16 protein-coding genes are annotated in these 17832 nt (G+C 66.5%); 2 read left to right on the top strand and 14 right to left on the bottom strand.

Annotation, left to right across the window (positions count from 1 at the left end; genetic code table 11):
- Nucleotides 1-185 precede the first annotated feature (185 nt).
- From AC3WJE_RS12145 to mdcA, 13 genes are all read right to left on the bottom strand, one after another.
- On the bottom strand, nt 186-1433 hold the full coding sequence (locus AC3WJE_RS12145; RefSeq protein WP_493731062.1) for a histidine-type phosphatase: 1248 nt from the start codon (nt 1431-1433) through the stop codon (nt 186-188).
- A 116-nt stretch (nt 1434-1549) separates the two neighbouring features.
- Nucleotides 1550-4045, bottom strand: coding sequence for a TonB-dependent receptor (locus tag AC3WJE_RS12140; RefSeq protein ID WP_493731061.1), 2496 nt, complete (start codon nt 4043-4045; stop codon nt 1550-1552).
- A gap of 284 nt (nt 4046-4329) precedes the next feature.
- Nucleotides 4330-5412 carry a FecR family protein gene (locus AC3WJE_RS12135; RefSeq protein WP_493731060.1) on the bottom strand — a complete coding sequence of 361 codons (1083 nt, stop codon included), beginning with the start codon at nt 5410-5412 and terminating at the stop codon, nt 4330-4332.
- Complete coding sequence (locus tag AC3WJE_RS12130) at nt 5405-5899, bottom strand: RNA polymerase sigma factor (RefSeq protein WP_493731059.1); 495 nt, start codon at nt 5897-5899, stop codon at nt 5405-5407. The genes AC3WJE_RS12135 and AC3WJE_RS12130 overlap by 8 nt, the downstream gene beginning before the upstream one ends.
- Nucleotides 5900-6046: 147 nt before the next feature.
- Nucleotides 6047-6766, bottom strand: a complete 720-nt coding sequence (locus AC3WJE_RS12125) for a GntR family transcriptional regulator (RefSeq protein WP_493731058.1) — start codon at nt 6764-6766, stop codon at nt 6047-6049.
- A 256-nt stretch (nt 6767-7022) separates the two neighbouring features.
- Entirely contained in the window at nt 7023-8372 is a 1350-nt protein-coding gene (locus tag AC3WJE_RS12120) for an SLC13 family permease (RefSeq protein ID WP_493731057.1), read from the bottom strand.
- Nucleotides 8373-8506: 134 nt separating this feature from the next.
- Nucleotides 8507-9442, bottom strand: coding sequence for a malonate decarboxylase subunit epsilon (gene mdcH / locus AC3WJE_RS12115; RefSeq protein WP_493731056.1), 936 nt, complete (start codon nt 9440-9442; stop codon nt 8507-8509).
- Complete coding sequence (gene mdcB, locus AC3WJE_RS12110) at nt 9439-10302, bottom strand: triphosphoribosyl-dephospho-CoA synthase MdcB (protein WP_493731055.1); 864 nt, start codon at nt 10300-10302, stop codon at nt 9439-9441. The genes mdcH and mdcB overlap by 4 nt, the downstream gene beginning before the upstream one ends.
- Nucleotides 10299-10943, bottom strand: coding sequence for a malonate decarboxylase holo-[acyl-carrier-protein] synthase (mdcG, locus tag AC3WJE_RS12105; protein ID WP_493731054.1), 645 nt, complete (start codon nt 10941-10943; stop codon nt 10299-10301). The genes mdcB and mdcG overlap by 4 nt, the downstream gene beginning before the upstream one ends.
- Before the next feature lies 1 nt (nt 10944).
- Nucleotides 10945-11649 (bottom strand): biotin-independent malonate decarboxylase subunit gamma, encoded by a 705-nt coding sequence (gene mdcE, locus AC3WJE_RS12100; RefSeq protein ID WP_493731053.1) that lies wholly within the window; start codon nt 11647-11649, stop codon nt 10945-10947.
- Nucleotides 11640-12560, bottom strand: coding sequence for a biotin-independent malonate decarboxylase subunit beta (locus AC3WJE_RS12095; RefSeq protein WP_493731052.1), 921 nt, complete (start codon nt 12558-12560; stop codon nt 11640-11642). The genes mdcE and AC3WJE_RS12095 overlap by 10 nt, the downstream gene beginning before the upstream one ends.
- A gap of 109 nt (nt 12561-12669) precedes the next feature.
- On the bottom strand, nt 12670-12987 hold the full coding sequence (gene mdcC / locus AC3WJE_RS12090; RefSeq protein WP_493731051.1) for a malonate decarboxylase acyl carrier protein: 318 nt from the start codon (nt 12985-12987) through the stop codon (nt 12670-12672).
- A gap of 10 nt (nt 12988-12997) precedes the next feature.
- Nucleotides 12998-14644, bottom strand: a complete 1647-nt coding sequence (gene mdcA / locus AC3WJE_RS12085; protein ID WP_493731050.1) for a malonate decarboxylase subunit alpha — start codon at nt 14642-14644, stop codon at nt 12998-13000.
- A gap of 176 nt (nt 14645-14820) precedes the next feature.
- On the opposite strand from mdcA, the gene AC3WJE_RS12080 reads away from it, so the two are divergent.
- Both AC3WJE_RS12080 and AC3WJE_RS12075 read left to right on the top strand, forming a co-directional pair.
- Nucleotides 14821-15354, top strand: a complete 534-nt coding sequence (locus AC3WJE_RS12080; RefSeq protein WP_493731049.1) for a PadR family transcriptional regulator — start codon at nt 14821-14823, stop codon at nt 15352-15354.
- A gap of 152 nt (nt 15355-15506) precedes the next feature.
- On the top strand, nt 15507-16301 hold the full coding sequence (locus AC3WJE_RS12075; RefSeq protein ID WP_493731048.1) for a siderophore-interacting protein: 795 nt from the start codon (nt 15507-15509) through the stop codon (nt 16299-16301).
- 749 nt (nt 16302-17050) lie between these two features.
- Here the strand turns inward: AC3WJE_RS12075 and AC3WJE_RS12070 are convergent.
- Nucleotides 17051-17788, bottom strand: a complete 738-nt coding sequence (locus AC3WJE_RS12070) for a YceI family protein (RefSeq protein ID WP_493731047.1) — start codon at nt 17786-17788, stop codon at nt 17051-17053.
- Between the last annotated feature and the right edge of the window lie 44 nt (nt 17789-17832).

Here is a 17832-nt window from a genome sequence, read left to right as displayed (position 1 = left end):
CTTGTGGAATGAGCGTTATTCGCTATGGAAATGGTGCGTTGCGGCATTGCGGCTGGCGAATCCTGGGTAGGCGCGGCGTCAGCCGCGATGGGGCGTTACCGATGCGACTGGATGTCGTGCAGTGGCAGGTGTGGTGGAAGGTGTGCCGGTAAAGCTTCATCGCGGCTGACGCCGCTCCTACGGTTCTACGGCGGGTTTCTGGTTGTCGTCGGCCAGACTTGCATCGCGGGCAGTTCGGGCTGGATGCGGTTGGTATCCAGTCGCGGCTGTAGCCAAGTCGCGATGGTCGACAACGGGCATTCGCGATGGCCGTTGCAGGCGGGCAGCGGCAATGTGTCGCTGGCGATCGCATCGCCGTCGTAGCGGTTGTCGCGCAGCGCCTGCAGGCTGGGCATCAAGGTGCGGATGCGTAGCCGGGCGTGTGCGCCCTGCCCGATCAGATCGAATACCAATGCGCTGCCGGGCGGATATGCATCGGCACGATCGCTGCGTGTCCAATCGATGCCGAGCAGTCCGGCGAGATTGGCGAGGTTGGTGTCGTGGCCGACGACGAACAGCAGGCGCGTATCCTGCGTCGCCAGCGAAGCTGCGCCGGGCTTGATGCCGGCAGCGGCCTGCAACGTGCCCAGCAGGTGTGCGAGCAGGTTGGAGGCATTGGCGGAAGCCGCCGGCAGCGGTCGCTTGGCCTGTGCGAAGGAGATGTTGTGCAGGGCGATCACGCGTTCAACACCAGCGCGGTCAAGACGTCCCCAGCCAACCTGATCGAGTGGCATGCCTTCGACGTATTCGAGCATCAGGTTCTCGGCGAGGCCGCCGGCGAGCTTGAGGGCCTTGGCTGCGGCATGCGGATCATCGAGGGTGGCCGGGTCGTACAGCGGGGTGCGGCCCTGAGCGCGGGCTACGGTGGTGCAGTCCTGTGTGTGGCAGTCGAGCAGCAATGCTTGCAGGTCGTGCAGGCGAGCGCGCGTGTCGGCATCCACGGTGGCGGAGGGCGCCGGCAGGTCGTCGCTGCCGAACAGCGGGTTGTCCTCGCCTTCCGGCAGTGCGCGGTAGCTCATGCCACAGCGGGGCGCGATGCCCTGCGTCAGTGCCCGCGCGCTGACGTGGTTGCGGTTGTCGCTGTCGGCGATCATCGCGATACGTGTAGCGCCTTTGCAGCCGGTGGCCACGCCGAGCGAGGGGGCGAGCATTGCGCGATAGCGTGCGCCGAGTGCGACCAGGCCTTCGTGGCCGTGAGGTGTGATGCGTCCTGGTAGCGCTGTCCATGTGGGCCACGGTGCGGCGCTGTAGCGGTCCAGCGTGTCGTTGGATTGCGTGGGTGAGCGCATGCCGTGGCGCATCAGTACGATCGACAGGCGGACCTGCGGCGTGTCGTTGCTTGCGTCATGGGCGGCCCATGACGGAACTGCGCAGGCGAATAGCGCGATCAGCACGATCGCGCGTAGACGCGGCCCTTTCGACAGCTGGGTGCTGATGCGTGAAGGCGCTGGGTCCCCGCCTGCGCGGGGACGACGGTGTTGGAAATGATGGAGCGAGCGCATGGTGGACCTCAGAACTTCATCGACAGGTCGAGGAACACACCGCGACCGGCCAGGCCGAAGAACAACGGCTCACCATCGGTCGAACGCGCACCGGCATAGCCGATCAGCTTGTGCGTGTCGAAGATGTTGTTGACGTCCACGCTGACCGAGTAACCCTTGAAGCCCCAGGGGCCGTGATCGCTGCGGAAACCGCCGGCGGCATCGACGCTGGAATAGGCACCCAGGCGCTCGCTGTTGGCGAACACGGTGTTGCCACTGCTGTCGGTGGTGTTGTCCAGGCCGTACTGCGACCCGGTGAACTTGTCCATCAGCGAGCCGTACCAGCCGGTACCGCTGTTGTAGAGCACGCCGAGTGCGGCGGTGACGCGCGGGGTGGCGGCGACCTGCACGCTGGAATCCTTGTAGGTGGCCTCGTTGTAGCTGGCGTTGCCATACAGGCTGAACATCGAGTTGAACGCCCAGGTGGCCTCGGTCTCGACGCCACGATAGATCGCGCCGCCACCGTTGACGTAGGCATCCTCGGTGCCGCTGCTGGTGGTGACTTCGGTTTCGCTGATGTAGTTGCTGAAGTTGATGTAGTAGATGTCGGCGCCGAAGGTGAGGCGGCTGTCGGCGTAGGTGGTGCCGATCTGGTAGTTGGTGGTCAGCTCCGGCTTCAGGCTGCTGGAACCGTTGAGTTCGATCACGTCGATCGGCGGTGCCAGGAAACCACGTGCTACCTGCGCGTAGGCACTCCAGTGGTCGTTCAACGCGTCGTGCAGGCTCAGCGAAGGCAGCGCGGCATCGTAGGTGGCCTCGGTATAGGACGCGACCGGCGGCGAGGATTTGTTGAGTTCGGCGTTGAGCTGACGGGTGACGCTGGAGTAACGCACGCCCGGGGTCAGGGTGAGCGCGTCGGTCAGGCGCCAGTCGTATTGCAGATACGGCTGCACGGTGTCGGTGCGATCGTTCAACTTGTAGTTGTAGAGATAGCCGTACTTGGTGCCACTGGTGGCGCCGGTGGTCATGTCGACCGGCAGCTGGTAGCGGTGGTCGAGATTGCGCTCCACCCACACGCCGGTTTCCAAACGGCCGGGGCCGAAGTCGTGCGCCACGCGCAGCACGTCGCCGAAGGCGAGGTAGTCGTTCGCGGAGCTCTTGCCGGGCACGTCGGTGGACGACTTGCCGATCTTCTTGCCGGTGGCGTCGTAGAAGGTCACGCCGTTGTCGGATGCGCTCTCGCTGGTCGGCGTGGTGGTCTTGTCGGCGCGGTGGTCGAAGGTGTTGGCGTAGACGCGGTTGTCGATGTCCCAGTCGCCCAGGCGCGTGGTCAGCGCGAGGTAGCTGAAGCTGGAGTAGTAGGCCGCATCGTTGTAACCGGTGTAGTTCTGCAGGGTCGGATCGTTGCCCAGGCCGTAGCGCCAGCCATGCGCGGCGATCTGCGCCTTGGTCGCACCCTGCACGGTGTTCTGGTGTTCCTGGTTGTAGCTGGTGACGAAGGTCAGTGTGATGGCTTCGCCCAGGTCGGTGATGGTCTTCAGGAAGGCGTGTTCGCGGCGGTCGTCGGTGCCCTTGAGGTAGGTATCGCTGCTTTCCTTGGAGACGTCGAGCAGTACGCGCGTGTTGCTGCCGACGTGCTGCTCGATGGTTGCGCCGTAGGCGTAGGTATTCCAGCTGCCGGCGGTGGTGTAGACGGTGACACCATCGACCTGGCTCGGATCGCGCGAGCGCAGTCCAAGCGTGCCGCCGAAGGTGGCGTTGCCGATGGTGGCGCCGCCGCCAGGGCCGCGGTCGATCTCGGCCTGGCCGAGCACGTGGTTGTTGAAGTACGCCGAGGTGGTGTGGTGCAGGTCGCTGGCATCGCCGAACGGGATGCCGTCGAAGGTGATGTTGAACTGGCCGTCCTGGAAGCCGCGGATCGAGATGCCTTCGTTCTTGCCCAGGCCCGGGCCTTCCGGCGAGGTGACGCTGACGCTCGGCGCGTACTTGATGATGTCGTCGTAGTTGGCGTTGAAACGCAGGCCATCGCGGATGAAGCGCTCATCGATCACCGAGGTCGGTTGCACCGCTTCCAGTGGCGCGGCGCTGGGCGCGAGGGTGTCGACGCGGTTGGAGACAACGTTGATCGGAGCCAGATCGCGCGGGGCAGCGTCGCGATCGTCGTCGTCCTTGGCCTTCGGCGCGTGCGTGGCGGCGGTTGCCGGGGCCTCGGCCGGCGCGGCGACGATGCTGACCGAATTCGGCGTCAGGGCCTGCACCTGCAGACCGGTGCCGGCCAGCAGCGCCTTGAGCTGACGTGCCGGTGGCAGACCGGCGGGGGCGCCTGGACTGCGACGTCCGGCGACCGTGGCCGGATCGTAGATCAGCTGCAGGCCACTGCTGCGGGCGAACTGCTCCAGCGCGCTGTCCAGCGGCGCGGCCTCGATGGCAGGTGCGGAGCTGACTGCGGCCGGCGCTGCGTAAACAGCGACAGGCATCGTGGTACCGAGCAGCAGGGCGATCTGGAGGGCGAGCGGGTTGCGCATGGTGGGCATCGATCCGGAGGGAGGGGCTGGGTCGCGTGGTGCGACTGACCTGATGCTTGAGTGCGGGTTGAGGCGCGGGGGATACCCTGGGTTTCGTGAATTTTTTTTGACAGGGTTTTAGGCACGCATAGTTGAGGTCGTCATCCCCGCCTTCGCGGGGACGACGGGGTTGTTGTTTCTGCGGGCTGAAGCATTGAGGCTCTGCGATTACGGCACACCGGGGGAATTTCAGTTCGTCATTCCCGCGAAAGCGGGAATGACGAGAAAAATCCGGAAAGGTATCTCTAGCGCGAAGCCAGCACGCGGATACGATCAGGCTCGTGTTCGATATGCACACCCGGAAGACTGGCGAGGTAGGCCACGAAAGCCTCGGAATCACGCAGATGGAACACGCCGCTGACCCGACGCGCGGCCAGTGCGGTGTCCTCGATCGCCAGCGGCGTCAGCGTGTAGGCATTGAAGCGGCGCGCAACCTCGGCCAATGGCAGGTCGTGCAGGGTGGCTTCGTCGGGCAGCCACGCGGTGGCGTCGGCCAGGTCGGCGTGGGTATCCACGCTCGCCACTTCGCCGCGTGCATTCACCTGCGCACGCTCGCCGCCATGCAGGTCGGCCAGCAGCCCGGGCGACGGGCGCCAGCGCGCGAACCAACGTGGCAGCGGCGGTCGCACCTGCACGCGGCCGCTGAGTACGGTCACGTTCGCGCCGGTGTCGTCGCGATGCACGCTGAAGACGGTGCCGATATCGTGCAGCGCGACGTCTCCGACACGCACGCTGAGCGGTCTGGCCGGGTCGTGGTGGACGTCGAACAAGGCATTGCCGCGCACCAGGACGATGTAACGCGCCGCCGTGTCGAACGCGACTTCGATCGCCGCGCCGCGATCGAGGCTGACGCGGCTGCCGTCGGACAACTCCACTTCGCGCGGGGCATCCGCGTCGGCGACGTAGCGTTGCGCCGGAGCTGTCGCAGTCGGCCGGCCAAGCCACACCAAGCCGAAGCCAAGCCCGAGCACCAGCATCGCTGCCATCGCCCAGCCAGCAGTGTTCTTTCTTACTCTCGATTTGCGCGGTGCCGATGTACTTCTCACCTGCGAAGCCAAACGCAGCGGCACCACCACGCCATCGTCGCGCAGCGCCTGCTCGCTCAACTGCTCGCTGCTCGCCGGCAGGAGTCGCGCGGCCGCCGGCAGATCACCATGCAGTTCGGCGATCGCCAGGTATTCGGCGACATGCCGCGGCGAGACGCGCAACCATGCCAGGAACGCTTCGCGCTCGACCGGCGTCGGTTCGCTGTCGTCGTGCAGGATCAGGTACCAATGCGCGGCAGCCTCGGCGGCAAGCCGCATCGCGCGGGGCGAGGACTCAGGCATAACCGGCCATCCCCTGGCGGCACAGCGCCACGCCACGTGCGATGTGTTTTTTCACCATCGGCACGGAAATACACAGGCGCTCGGCGATCTCGCGGTATTCCAGCTCGTCGCGATAACGCAGCACCATGGCGGCACGGCAGCGCGGCGGCAGGCGCTCCATCAGCGTCGACAGGCGCTCACGGCGTTGTTCGGCCTGCACCTGGTGATCGCCTTCGAACGGCACCGCAAGATCGCTCTCCACATCGTCCAGTTGCTGCGCGCCGCGCAGCTCGGGCTGACGGCGCAGCGCCTGCTCCTTGAGCAGATTGGAGGCGATGGTGAACAGGTAGGCTTCGGGATTGGCGATCTCGCCGAGCTGGATCTGGCTGCGCTGCAATCGCAGATAGACCTCCTGGACCAGATCCTCGGCGTCCCAGGCGGCGGTGCGGCGGCGCATGAAATAGCGGTTCAACGAAGGCCGGCATTGCAGGAACAGGCGCGCGAGCATCGAACGGTCCGGGCGGCGGATGACCCGGGCGCCACCCCGGAACAGGCAAGCTGCGGAGCCTGCTCCGTCTCAATGACAATGCCGTGACAGCCGCGCCGGGCGTTCAGGCGTGTGCGAGCGGGTGGCTCGCCGACATACCTTCGCCGCTCAGGCGCCGCCCTGGCTCGGCAGCGGCGCCGGTACGTTGAGCATGCCGCCGCTGGCGACATAGGCCGCCAGCGCCTGGCCCTGGCTGAGCAGATGCCGGTTCATGGTCTGCTCGGCGGCCTCGGCATCGCGGCGACGGAAGCACGCCATCAGTTCGCGATGCTCGGCCAGCGATTGCGACATGCGCCCCGGCGTCAGCAGCTGACGGCCGCGGTGCATCTTGAGAATGCGGTGCAGGTCATGGGTGACGCGGATCAGCCATGGATTGCCGGCGTACTCCTGCACGGTCTCGTGGATCACGTAGTTGTTGCGGTAGTACTCGGCTACGTCACCGCGTGCGGCGGCGGCTTCCATGTCAGCGTGCAGTTGTTCCAGCTGCGCCAGACCGGCGTCGTCGATGCGCAGCACCGCCTCGTGCGCGCAGCGTGCCTCCAGCATCGCCATCACCGGGAACAGCTGGTTGAGGTCTTCCAGCGACAGGCGGATCACGCGGGTGCCGCGACCGGCGTCGAGCTGCACGAGCCCCTCGGCGGCGAGCAGCTTGAGGCTCTCGCGCAATGGCGTGCGGCTGATGCCGAGTTCTGCGGCCAGCGCCGGCTCGTCGATCCATTCGCCGGGCGGCAACTCGTAATCGTAGATCTTCTGACGCAGGCGCTCGGCCACTTCTTCGTAGAGCGGCACGCGTTTCTTGCCGGTGCGTGGAGCAGGAGCGAGCGTCATCGTGACGGAGTGGCCAGGAACGGAGAATGCGTCATTCTAGCGGGGGTCCCGTCGTCCCCGTGCAGACAGCGACCCCGTGCCTTGTGCCCTACCCAGGCCAGGACGCTGGATCTTCGATCCCCGGCCATCGGGCATAGCCCGATGGCGCTCAGCGCCACGCGAGCCAGTGGCTCGCAAGCAGTGGCACCTCGCCCCCGCCTGCGCGGGGATGACGAACGTGGAGGCAGGGGTCGGCCTCCACGGCGCAGCTGTGGCCTCACATCCAGCCCGGCACCACGAAGATCAGCCACGCTGCCAGCGGCCCCAGCGCCACCACCAGGCCGCTATAGACCAGGAAGCGCCGGAACAACGCCTCGCGCTCGTCCTTGGCCGCCGACGCCACCACCAGCGCGCCATTGGTCGAGAACGGACTGACATCGACCACCGTGGAGGAGATCGCCAGCGCGCAGATCACGCCCGCCGCACTCAGGTGCCCCTGCAACAGGAACGGCACCGCCAACGGAATGGTCGCGCCCAGCACCGCCGCCGAAGACGCGAATGCCGACACGATGCCGCCGACGTAGCAGACCAGCAGCGCGCCCAGCAGCGGGATGCCGATCTCGGAGACGCCATTGCCGATGAAATCCACCGCGCCGGCCTTCTCCAGCACGGTGATGTAGGTCACCACGCCGCTGATCAGCAGCACCGTGGACCAGCTGATGCCATCCACTGCACCCTTCTGCGACGAAGGCGACAGCAATGCCAATGCCACTGCGACGGTGATCGAGACCAGCCCGACGTTGAGGTTGTAGACCAGCGCGGCGATGCCCAGGCCCAGCAGGCCGACCAGGGTGATCGCACGATCGCGGGTCAGGCGCACCGCGTCCAGTTCGGCCGCATCGTGCGAGAGCAGGCCCTGGCCGGCACTGACGGTGGCGCCGTGCCCTTCGATCGCGAACACGCGACTGGACGCCTGCGAGCCACCGTTGCCGACTGCGGCGGGTACAGGCTCCTCGCGCCGACGCAGCAACGCGATGCCGCCAAACGCGAAGAAGCAGATCAACGCCATCATCAGGTTGAAGCCGAGACTGGTCAGGAACACCGCCATTTCGGTGACTTCCAGTCCGGACTTCTCGACTACCTTGTTGGTGATGCCGCCATACACGCTGATCGGCGAGAAGCCGCCGGCCTGCGCGCCATGGATCACCAGCAAGCCCATCATCAATGGATTGATCCGGTACTGCTTGGCAAAGCGCAGCGCGACCGGGCCGATGATCGCCACCGCCGCCGGGCCGAGCGCACCGAATGCGGTCAGCACCGCGGTCACCACGAACATCACCCAGGGGATGGCGACGATATGCCCGCGTACTGCGCGCACCGCCCAGTGCACGAGCAGATCGATGGTGCCGTTCTTCTGCGCGATCGCGAACAGGTAGGTGATGCCGACCAGGGTCAGGAACAGATCGCCGGGAAAGCCGGCCAGCACGGCCTTGCCGTCCTGGTCCAGCCAGATCCCGCCGATCAGAAAGGCCAGCGCGAACGCCACCGCGCCCATGTTGATCGGCAACACCGTGGATACAACGAACATGACCACCAGACCGATGATCGTGATGATTTCCGGACTCATGCGCCCTCCCGAGACACCTGATTCGCTTGCGAGTGGCCGCCCGCCACTCTGGGGTTTAGCTACGCTCCCGTAGGAGCGGCGTCAGCCGCGATGGGGCGTGCCGCGTACAAGCCCCATCGCGGCTGACGCCGCTCCTACGAAAATCCAGAACCTGCACCGCGCTCACTGACGCGCCGCGTCCATTCCACGACGCCCTCCAGCGTCTGGAAATCCTCCACCGAACGCGCTTGAACCTGCGGCGCCAGTTCGCGCGCCATTCGTGCCAGCGCCGTGCCCGGCCCGAGTTCGAGAAACACCGTGGCGCCGCGCTCTAGCGCCTGCGCGATCACCGCTTGCCACTGCACGGTCGCCGCGATCTGCACGGCCAGCATGGTGCGCACGCGTGCGGCGTCGCGAACCGGTTGCGCATCCACACCGGCCAGCACGGTGATCGCCGGTGCGCGTAGCGGCGCTTGCTCCAACACCCGCGCGAAACCCTCGGCAGCGGCACGCAGCCATGGTGTGTGCGCAGGAACTGCCACCGGCAACAGCGTTGCGCGTGCGCCACGTGCCTGAACTTCAGCGGCGATATCGTCGAGCGCGCTACGCAGGCCTCCCAGTACGACATGGTCTTCGCCATTGTCGATCGCCAGTTCGGCCTCGTATCGGCGCAACAGCGCCACCAAACTGCCGCGCGACAGCCCGGTCACTGCGAGCAGGCCGGCATCGGCAGGGCTGGCCGCATCCATCAGCGCGGCACGGCGTGCAGCCAGCCGCAGGCAAGTGGCATCGTCGAAACTGCCGGCGATCGCGTGCGCAGCCAGTTCGCCGACGCTGTAACCAAGCACCAAAGCGGGCGTCGGCAGTTGCGCCTGCAACGCGCGCCAATGCGCGAGCGTGGCTGCGCAGACCAGCGGTTGCGCGATGCCATTGATGTAGCGCGCCTCATCGGCGGCGAGTGTTCGCGGTGCATGACCGAGTACCTCGGCGGCAACACCCAGCACTGGCGCAGCGGCCGGTGCCGCCGACACGCGATCGAACATCCGCGCATGCTGGCCACCCTGCCCCGGACACAGCAACGCCAGGCTCATGCGTCCTCCTGGGCAAGCAGGAAGCTGGCGCAGGCCAGCAGGTCGGCACTGCCGCCAGGACTGAGCCGGCGCTCGACGAAGCATGCCCCGATCGTGTCCAACTGTTCACGCCAATCCGATCGACGGACGCCACCCTCGACGAGAAAGCCACGTGCCAGACCCTGCGCCAGACGCAAGCCATCACGACCACCGCGATGCAGCAGGTTGAGATCCTGCACCTGCGCGACCAGCGCCATCAGCGTCTGCGCCAATGCGGCCTCGCATGGAATCCCGTCACGCAGCGCGGCACGTAACGTCGGCAGCGCGATCTCACGCAGGATCGGATACCCCGCCGCGGCTTGCTCGCGTACGCCGGCCACGCCGTGCGCACGGCGAACGCGCTGGCCGTGGCTGCCAGGATCCAGCGGTGCATCCAGCAGTGCATCGCGCCAATCGGCGACCGCAAGACAGACCTGCTCGGCGCGTGGAACACCACGATGCAACGCCCGCAATCGTGCCGCCTGCGCGACCAGCAGGCCGAGACTGAAGATCGCGCCGCGGTGCGTATTGATGCCACCGGTGGCGCGCTGCATCACCACCTCGGCATCGAGTCCGAGCGTGCGCAACGTGGAAAACGGCGCATCGCGATATCCGGCCTCGGCCATCGCGATGAAGTAGCCGCGCAGCGCGAACAGGCTGCGCAGGAAGGTCGAGGCGTCCATGTCGTCATGGCTGCCACGGTCGAACGGCGTGACCAGCCCAGGCTTCGGCGCCAACGCAAGTTCCGCATACAGCGCCGCCACCGCCAATCGACCGAGCCGCCGCGCCAGCGGCGACACCGGGGGCGAAGCGACGTCGAGAACGGCATGCGCGGATTTCATGCCGCGCTCCGCTGCATGAACAAGTCGTCGCGCGGCCGCAGCATGCAGCCATCGTGACGCTTGACCAGCACCTGCGCGGCGGCGGACGCGTATTCGCGCCAGTTCACCGCACTGCCGCCGGCACGGACCAGCTCGCCATCGGCACGACGCCCATGCGCAGCCTCCCAGCGCTGCAGCAAGGTGACTACCGTGCCGGCACGGCGCGCATCGTCCACGCTCCACAACAGGTCAACATCCGAATCCGGACCGACATAGGCGAGGCCGGTCAGCGCCTGCCAGGCAAAACTGCCAAACACCCTCGGCATCAGACCGTGAGCGCCGGCCGCACGCGCCAATGCATCGAGCGAAGCGCGCCAATCCTCGGGGGCAAGCGCGAGCACATCCGCCAGCGCACATGGCGGGGTGTGGCGGCGCACCGCATGACCATCGGCACGCAGCGCCAGCCGGCGCTTGCCCAGATCCGGCGGCAGCGGCACGCCCAGGCATAGTTGACCGTCGTCGGCGCCATCATCGCGACGCGCGACGATCGCCGGTCGCCCCTGCGCGAACCACGCACGCAACTGCTCCTGCACCGCCGGCTGCAGTGCCTGCCAGCCGCCATGCGGATCGAGCCAGACCAGCGTGTGGCGTGGCAGCGGCATCTCAGGCCTCGCCTGCCGCCACGGCGTCGGCGACATCGCGCGACAAGGTGCGTCCACCGCGCTCGGCGCCTCGGGTGCTGCGCAAATCACCCTGCACCGGCGCGGCCAGCGCGTCGAGCAGCGCTTGCGCGAGGTCGTCCTGCCACAGCGACTCGACCGCACCCATCGCCACGTAGTTGGCCACACCGGGCGCGAACACCGGCGAAGCCTGACTCAGCGCCTGCAGTTTCTCCAACGGTTGCTTGGTCACCCGCGCCATCGCGCGCAGGTCCATCACGCGTACCTGCGCATCGGTGAGTGCGTGGATGCGGTCGGCCATCAATCCGAACGACAGGAAGCCACCGCTGACCGCTTCACCGTGGATCAGCGTGACCAACCGCGCACCACGGCGGCGTGCCAGATCCAGGCACTTGGCCAGATGCGCGAAGTAGCCGTTGATACCGAGCAATTCGTCGCGCCGCGACAGGCGCTGGCCGGCGGTATCGGCCAGCATCACGATCGGCCGCTGCGGATGCGCGCGGGTGCTGGCGATTACCTGCGCAGCCAATGCCAATGCGTGATCGACACCGACCTCAAGCCGATCGGCGGTGCCGATCACGGTGACCTCGCCTGCATTGGTGTGTGCGCTGCCGGTGATCACACCATCATTCACCGCGATGCCGTGGCCACGCGGGAACAGACGGTCGAGCAATTCGGTCAATACCATGACGCCCTCCGGTCGGCGGTGGCGGCGAGGAAATCGGCGGTATCCAGCAGCGGCAGCTGCTCGGCATCGGCAATGCCCTGGCGCTCCCATATTTCGATGCCGTCGCGGCAGTCGCCGTAGGCGTCGATGCGTTGCGACAGGCGCGCATGCTCGCCTTCGAGCGCGACCAGCGATTGTTCGTCCGACTCGGGCGGGCGCAGTTGATCGAGAACATCGAGCGCGGCCTGCGCGAATGCGTCGATGCGATCGGGCACCAGCGTGGCCGCTTCACCGAGCAGATAGCGATGCTTGCCGCCAGTGACACGCCAGACCAGCGCGCGGTCACGTGCGTCGAATTCCTCCACGCCGCGCACGGTTTCGATCACTTCCGGCCCGGACAGCGACAAGCGCCCTTCCTCGGACATGATCACTGCGCTGCAACAGCGCGCGACGATGCCCATGCCGCCGAATGCGCCGTTGCCACTACCGACCAGTGCCAATACCGGAATGCCGGCGGCACGTACGTCGAGTGTGGCGCGCATGATCTCCGAGATTGCTATCAAGCCGGCGTTGGCTTCGTGCAGGCGCACGCCACCGGTATCCAGCAACAGCAGCACCGCCGCCGGCCGCGTGGCGAGCGCACGCCGCAACAGGCCGACCAGCTTGGCGCCGTGCACCTCGCCGACGCCGCCGCCGAGGAACTCGCCCTGCTGCGCGGCGACCAGTACCGGGCGCTCGCGCAGGTGCCCCTCGCCGACGACGATGCCGTCGTCGAACGCGCCTGGCTGATCGAGCTGCGCAAGATGCGGGCTACTCAGGCGCCGACGCGGACCGACGAACTCATGGAAGCTGCCCGGATCGAGCAGTCCGGCGATGCGTTCACGCGCGTCGGCTTCGTAGAAGCTGCGCTGGGTGGTGGCGATGGCCGTCATGCATGAGCTCCTGTAGGAGCGACTTCAGTCGCGAGAGGCTTTACCGGGAAGGCCCGATCGCGGCTGATGGCCCGAGGCCACGTAGACCCGCTCCTACGATGCACCGTGCTCATGCCTCACCCTCCCGCAGCACTTCAACTGCCTGATCCAGACGCAGGCTGACCACCGCCGGGGTAGCGCCGACATCGTTGATACTGATACGCACGTCGCGCAGCGGATGGCGCGCGGCGAAGTCGTCCAGCACCGCCTTCCAGATCGCGCCGAAACCGCGCGCGGCAGTGACGATCACGATTTCCATCGCGCCATCCAGCGGCACGACCTCGACCAGCACTTCCAGGTTGCCGGAGGCGACCACGCCGACCAGTGCGTGATCGCGCGCGGCAACGGCAGCGGCTCGGCCGTCGAAACGGTAATTCAGGGTCTCCATCGATCGGCCCTCACCAGTTGCGGAAACGTTGCGGCGGCGCGTACAGCCCACCGGACCAGCGCACCAGGTCCTTGACCGTGCGCGCGGCGAGCAGATCGCGGGTGGCATCGCGGGTGCGGATGCCCAAATCTTCCGGGCGCCGGATCACGCCGCGATCGCGCAGGTTCTCGACCATGCGCCGGTCGCGGCCCAGGCCGACCTCGGTGTAGCCGGCCACGCCACGGATCGCCTGTTCGCGCTCCTCCGGCGTGCGGCACAGCAGCAGGTTGGCGATGCCTTCCTCGGTCAGCACATGGCTGACGTCGTCGCCGTAGATCATCACCGGTGGCAGCGGCATCGCCGCGCGCTCGGCCAGTTCCCAGGCATCGAGCTTGTCGACGAACGCCGGCGCCATGTGCTCGCGGAAGGTCTCCACCATCTGCACCACCAACTTGCGTCCACGCGGCATTTCGCCAGGGCGTGCCGCCTCGCGGCCGGCCTTGAGCCAGGTTTCGCTGGCATGGCGGCGACCGCGCGCATCCGAGCCCATGTTGGGCGCGCCACCGAAACCGGCGATGCGATCGCGCGTGGCGGTGGAGCTGTTGCCTTGCAGATCGACCTGCAAGGTCGAGCCAATGAACAGATCGCAGGCGTAGAGCCCGGCCGTCTGCGAATAAGCGCGGTTGGAGCGCATCGAGCCATCGGCACCGGTGAAGAACACATCCGGGCGCGCGGCGATGTAGCGCTCCATGCCGAGCTCAGAGCCGAACGAGTGCACCGATTCGACGAAGCCGCTTTCGATCGCCGGGATCAGCGCCGGATGCGGATTCAACGCCCAGTGCCGGCAGATCTTGCCCTTCAATCCGAGCGAGGCGGCGTAGGTCGGCAGCAACAGTTCGATCGCGGCGGTATCGAAACCGATGCCGTGGTTGAGCCGGTCCACGCCGTACTCGGCGTAGATGCCCTTGATCGCCATCATCGCCATCAGCACCTGGATCTCGGAGATCTGCGCCGGATCGCGGGTGAACAGCGGTTCGATGTAGTGCGGACGCGGCGCCTGCACCACGAAATCGACCCAATCGGCCGGGATGTCCACGCGCGGCAACGTGTCCACCACCTCGTTGACCTGCGCGATCACGATCCCGCCCTTGAACGCGGTGGCCTCGACGATCACCGGCGTGTCCTCGGTGTTCGGGCCGGTGTAGAGATTGCCGTGACGATCGGCGGCCTGCGCGGCGATCAACGCCACGCGCGGGGTCAGGTCGATGAAGTAGCGGCCGAACAGTTCCAGATAGGTGTGGATCGCGCCGATCTCGATCGCGCCCTGCGCCACCAGCGCCGCCAGTCGCGCGCCCTGCGGACCGGAGAACGAGAAGTCCAGGCGCTTGCCGATGCCACGCTCGAACACGTCCAGATGTGCCGGCAGCGACAGCACCGACTGCACCAGATGCAGATCGTGGACGCGGGCCGGATCGACCTGGGTCAGGCACTGGGCGAGGAAATCGGCCTGCTTCTGGTTGTTGCCCTCCAGGCAGACCCGGTCGCCCGGTTCGATCACCGCCTCCAGCAGCGCCACGGTGTCGGCCGCGGCGACGCGATGCCCGCCGCGCGCCAGTGGTGCGGCGCGTTGCAGGCGCTGGCGGCGGCTCTCTGCCAAGGTATCCCAGGTCCGGCTCATGCGGGTTCCAGCTCATGATGTCGCTGTAATAACAACATAATTATATCCACGCACCGTTGTCGAGCCGCAGTGCAGCAAGGGTTTCAGCTGAATGCTTCGTGGCCGGCATCGGCGTGCCGGTTGCTGTCCCTCTTCAATTCGATATATCGTTTTATCACTTGAATCGACATATCGAAATGCGCCCACCCAGAATTCTCTCAGGCCTGTTCGCCCATGCTTCGGCCCATGACCACGGGCCGGGACGGGGTCGCGGCAGCCGTGCCCTCGCCCATGGCGACCTGCGGCTGTTACTGCTGGCACTGATCGAGCAGCAGCCGCGCCACGGTTACGAGCTGATCCGGCTGATCGCCGAGCTGTTCGCCGGCGTCTATACGCCCAGTGCCGGCGCGGTGTACCCGACCCTGGCGCAGATGGAGCGCCACGGCTGGATCGAGGCCGACGAGGATGACGGCCGCAAGCGCTACGCGATCACCGTCGCCGGCCGCACCCAGACCGAGACCGAGCGCGAGGCGATCGAGGCCGCGCTGATGCGCACCCACCGCAGCGCACGCGAAATCGCCAGGGCCAACATGCCCGCACCGGTGCGTGACGCACTGCGCCGGATCAAACGCGGCCTGATCACCCGCCACGGCCGCTGGGACGAAGCCGAGATCGCACGCGTGGCGGCCCTGCTCAACCAGGCCGCCGACGGCATGGAAGACGCCTCGTGACCGGCCAGCCGCTTCATCCAGCTTTTTTGCAGGAGGGACTTCAGTCCCGACAAGCCTTCCCGGCAAAGCCCTTCGGGACTGAAGTCCCTCCCACAAGCTCATCCCACACCGACGGCGCCCTCCATCCGCGCCCCACTCCCACAGGAAACACCATGACTACCCACGACAACCGGCTGGTCCGCCATGAAGTCCGCCGCCGCGAACTGCAGGTGCTGCGTACCGAGCAAGTAACCCCGCACATGCGCCGCATCGTGCTGGGCGGCGAGCAACTGCAAGGCTTCCACAGCGCCGCGCCGGACGACCACATCAAGCTGTTCTTCCCGAATGCCAACGGCGAGATCGTCACCCCGACGATGACGCCGCAAGGCCCGCAACTGCCCGAAGGCGCACTGCCCTCACCGATGCGCGACTACACACCGCGCCACCACGACGCCGAGGCCGGCGAGCTGGTGATCGACTTCGTACTGCACGGCGACGGCCCGGCATCCAGCTGGGCGGAACACGCGCAGCCCGGCGACACACTGATCATCGGCGGCCCACGCGGCTCGTTCGTGGTCGCCGACGATTACGACCAGTACGTACTGATCGGCGACGAAACCGCTTTGCCGGCAATCGGCCGCTGGCTGGAGGAAATGGACGAAGCCATGCAAGCGCAGGTGTTCATCGAAATCGCCGACGCCAGCGAACGCCAGCTGCTGGAAAGCCCCGCCGACGTGCGCATCCACTGGCTCGAGCGCAACGGCGTGGACGCCGCCACCAGCACCTTGCTGGAAGACGTCCTGCGCGATTTCGAACCCGAGGATGGCGACACCTTCTACTGGATCGCCACCGAATCCAGGCGCGCCCGCATGATGCGCAAGTTCGTCGAAGGCCACCTGCATGTAGATGCGCATTCGATCCGCGCGACGGGCTATTGGAAAGCCGGCCCGGAAGACGACGAGGGCTGAGCCAGACGGCTTTTGCCGTTGCCGTTGCCGTTGCCGTTGCTCGTGATTTTGCTGTCGCTCTTTGCTTTTGACTTTCCGGCCCCCCCATCCGCAGCGACGGAGCCAGCGGGAAAAACCCGAAGGGCGACGTGCATGGATGCACGTCGTTTTCTGCCGCGGCATGGATGCCGCGTCAGAAAATCCCGCTGGCGCAGTGGACCCGTAGCGCAGCGGAGGGCGCGAGGACTGGGGCGTGCTTTCTTTGGGTTACGTTTCTTTGCACGAGCAAAGAAAGGTAACTCGCTCCGAAGGAGCGAAAGCCTTGGCCTTTGCTGTTGCTTTCAACGAAAAATCAAACGCAAGAGCAGCGGAGCCCCAAAAAAGGATGCAAGCACAAGCTTCGCTCTACGAGATCACCGCCACCTGCACGAACGTCCGATCCCCGGCCATCAGGCATAGCCCGACGGCGCTCAGCACCACGCGAGCCAGCGGCTCGCAAGCCGTGGCGCCTCGCCCCCGCGTTCGCGGGGATGACGGTAGATAGATGGCAGAGGACGGTAGAGGAATGGAGCAAAAGTCACTGGGTCCCCGCCTGCGCGGGGACGACGATAGAGAGATGGCATAGAAGACGCTGGATTTCCGCCCGGTCAACCCATCGGTCGCTGAAAAACACCGCGCCAAAACAACAATGGGCAAACCCCAACCCCACAACGAAGAAGGCCCGCCAAACGGCGGGCCTCCAAACATCGCAAAAAAACAAACCGCGACGCTTACTTCTTCTCTTCAGCCGCCGCCGGCGCAGCCGCATCAGCGATCGCACCCTCGGTGGTGATGCTCAGCTGCACATCGTCGCTGACGTTCGGCGCGTAGTTGCCCACGCCGAAATCGGTGCGCTTGATCGTACCGGTGGCGCTGAAACCGATCGACTGCTTCTTCAGCATCGGATGCTCACCCGCACCGTTCAGCGTGACGTGCAGGGTGACCGGCTTGGTCTGGTCCTTGACGGTCAGATCGCCGGTGACGTCGAACTGGTTCGGACCCGCCGCCACGACCTGGGTGCTCTTGAAGGTGGCGTTCGGGAACTTGGCCGCGTCGAAGAAGTCGGCACCCTTCAGGTGCTCGTCCAGCTTCGGCACGAAGCTGTCGATACCGGTGACCGGGATGGTGACCGTGACCGAGGACTTGCTCACGTCGTCGGCGTCGTACACCAGCGTGCCCTCGGTGATGCCGAAGTGGGCGCTAGGCTTGGAGAAACCGAAGTGGCTCCACTGCACCAGCACGTCGGTGTGGGTCGGGTCGAGCGTGTAGGTGCCCGAAACGGCCTTGATCGGCTCGGCGGCCGGAGCACCCGGAGCCGGAGCACCCGGCGGCGGCGGCGGCGGTGCGGCGCCTTCGGCGGGGGCCGGACCCGGAGGCGGCGGCGCGCCGTTCTGATCGGCCGGCTTGGAGCAGGCCGCGATGGCCAGGGTCAGGGCCAACGGGAGCAGCAGCTTCTGCGTGGTGTTCATTACGATTGTTTCTCCGAGAACGATGGGAAAAGACGGTTGTGACT

The organism is Pseudomonas sp. GW821-FHT07E12 (assembly GCF_058986605.1).
The sequence above is the reverse complement of the archived record's forward strand: the minus strand, read 5'-3'. Positions and strand labels throughout refer to the sequence as shown.

Coding starts and splice junctions, on each gene's coding strand:
- AC3WJE_RS12140 (WP_493731061.1), bottom strand. CDS start 4,045: ATGCGCAACCCGCTCGCCCTCCAGATCGCCCTGCTGCTCGGTACCACG.
- AC3WJE_RS12135 (WP_493731060.1), bottom strand. CDS start 5,412: ATGCCTGAGTCCTCGCCCCGCGCGATGCGGCTTGCCGCCGAGGCTGCC.
- AC3WJE_RS12130 (WP_493731059.1), bottom strand. CDS start 5,899: ATGCTCGCGCGCCTGTTCCTGCAATGCCGGCCTTCGTTGAACCGCTAT.
- AC3WJE_RS12125 (WP_493731058.1), bottom strand. CDS start 6,766: ATGACGCTCGCTCCTGCTCCACGCACCGGCAAGAAACGCGTGCCGCTC.
- AC3WJE_RS12120 (WP_493731057.1), bottom strand. CDS start 8,372: ATGAGTCCGGAAATCATCACGATCATCGGTCTGGTGGTCATGTTCGTT.
- mdcH (WP_493731056.1), bottom strand. CDS start 9,442: ATGAGCCTGGCGTTGCTGTGTCCGGGGCAGGGTGGCCAGCATGCGCGG.
- mdcB (WP_493731055.1), bottom strand. CDS start 10,302: ATGAAATCCGCGCATGCCGTTCTCGACGTCGCTTCGCCCCCGGTGTCG.
- mdcG (WP_493731054.1), bottom strand. CDS start 10,943: ATGCCGCTGCCACGCCACACGCTGGTCTGGCTCGATCCGCATGGCGGC.
- mdcE (WP_493731053.1), bottom strand. CDS start 11,649: ATGGTATTGACCGAATTGCTCGACCGTCTGTTCCCGCGTGGCCACGGC.
- AC3WJE_RS12095 (WP_493731052.1), bottom strand. CDS start 12,560: ATGACGGCCATCGCCACCACCCAGCGCAGCTTCTACGAAGCCGACGCG.
- mdcC (WP_493731051.1), bottom strand. CDS start 12,987: ATGGAGACCCTGAATTACCGTTTCGACGGCCGAGCCGCTGCCGTTGCC.
- mdcA (WP_493731050.1), bottom strand. CDS start 14,644: ATGAGCCGGACCTGGGATACCTTGGCAGAGAGCCGCCGCCAGCGCCTG.
- AC3WJE_RS12080 (WP_493731049.1), top strand. CDS start 14,821: ATGCGCCCACCCAGAATTCTCTCAGGCCTGTTCGCCCATGCTTCGGCC.
- AC3WJE_RS12075 (WP_493731048.1), top strand. CDS start 15,507: ATGACTACCCACGACAACCGGCTGGTCCGCCATGAAGTCCGCCGCCGC.
- AC3WJE_RS12070 (WP_493731047.1), bottom strand. CDS start 17,788: ATGAACACCACGCAGAAGCTGCTGCTCCCGTTGGCCCTGACCCTGGCC.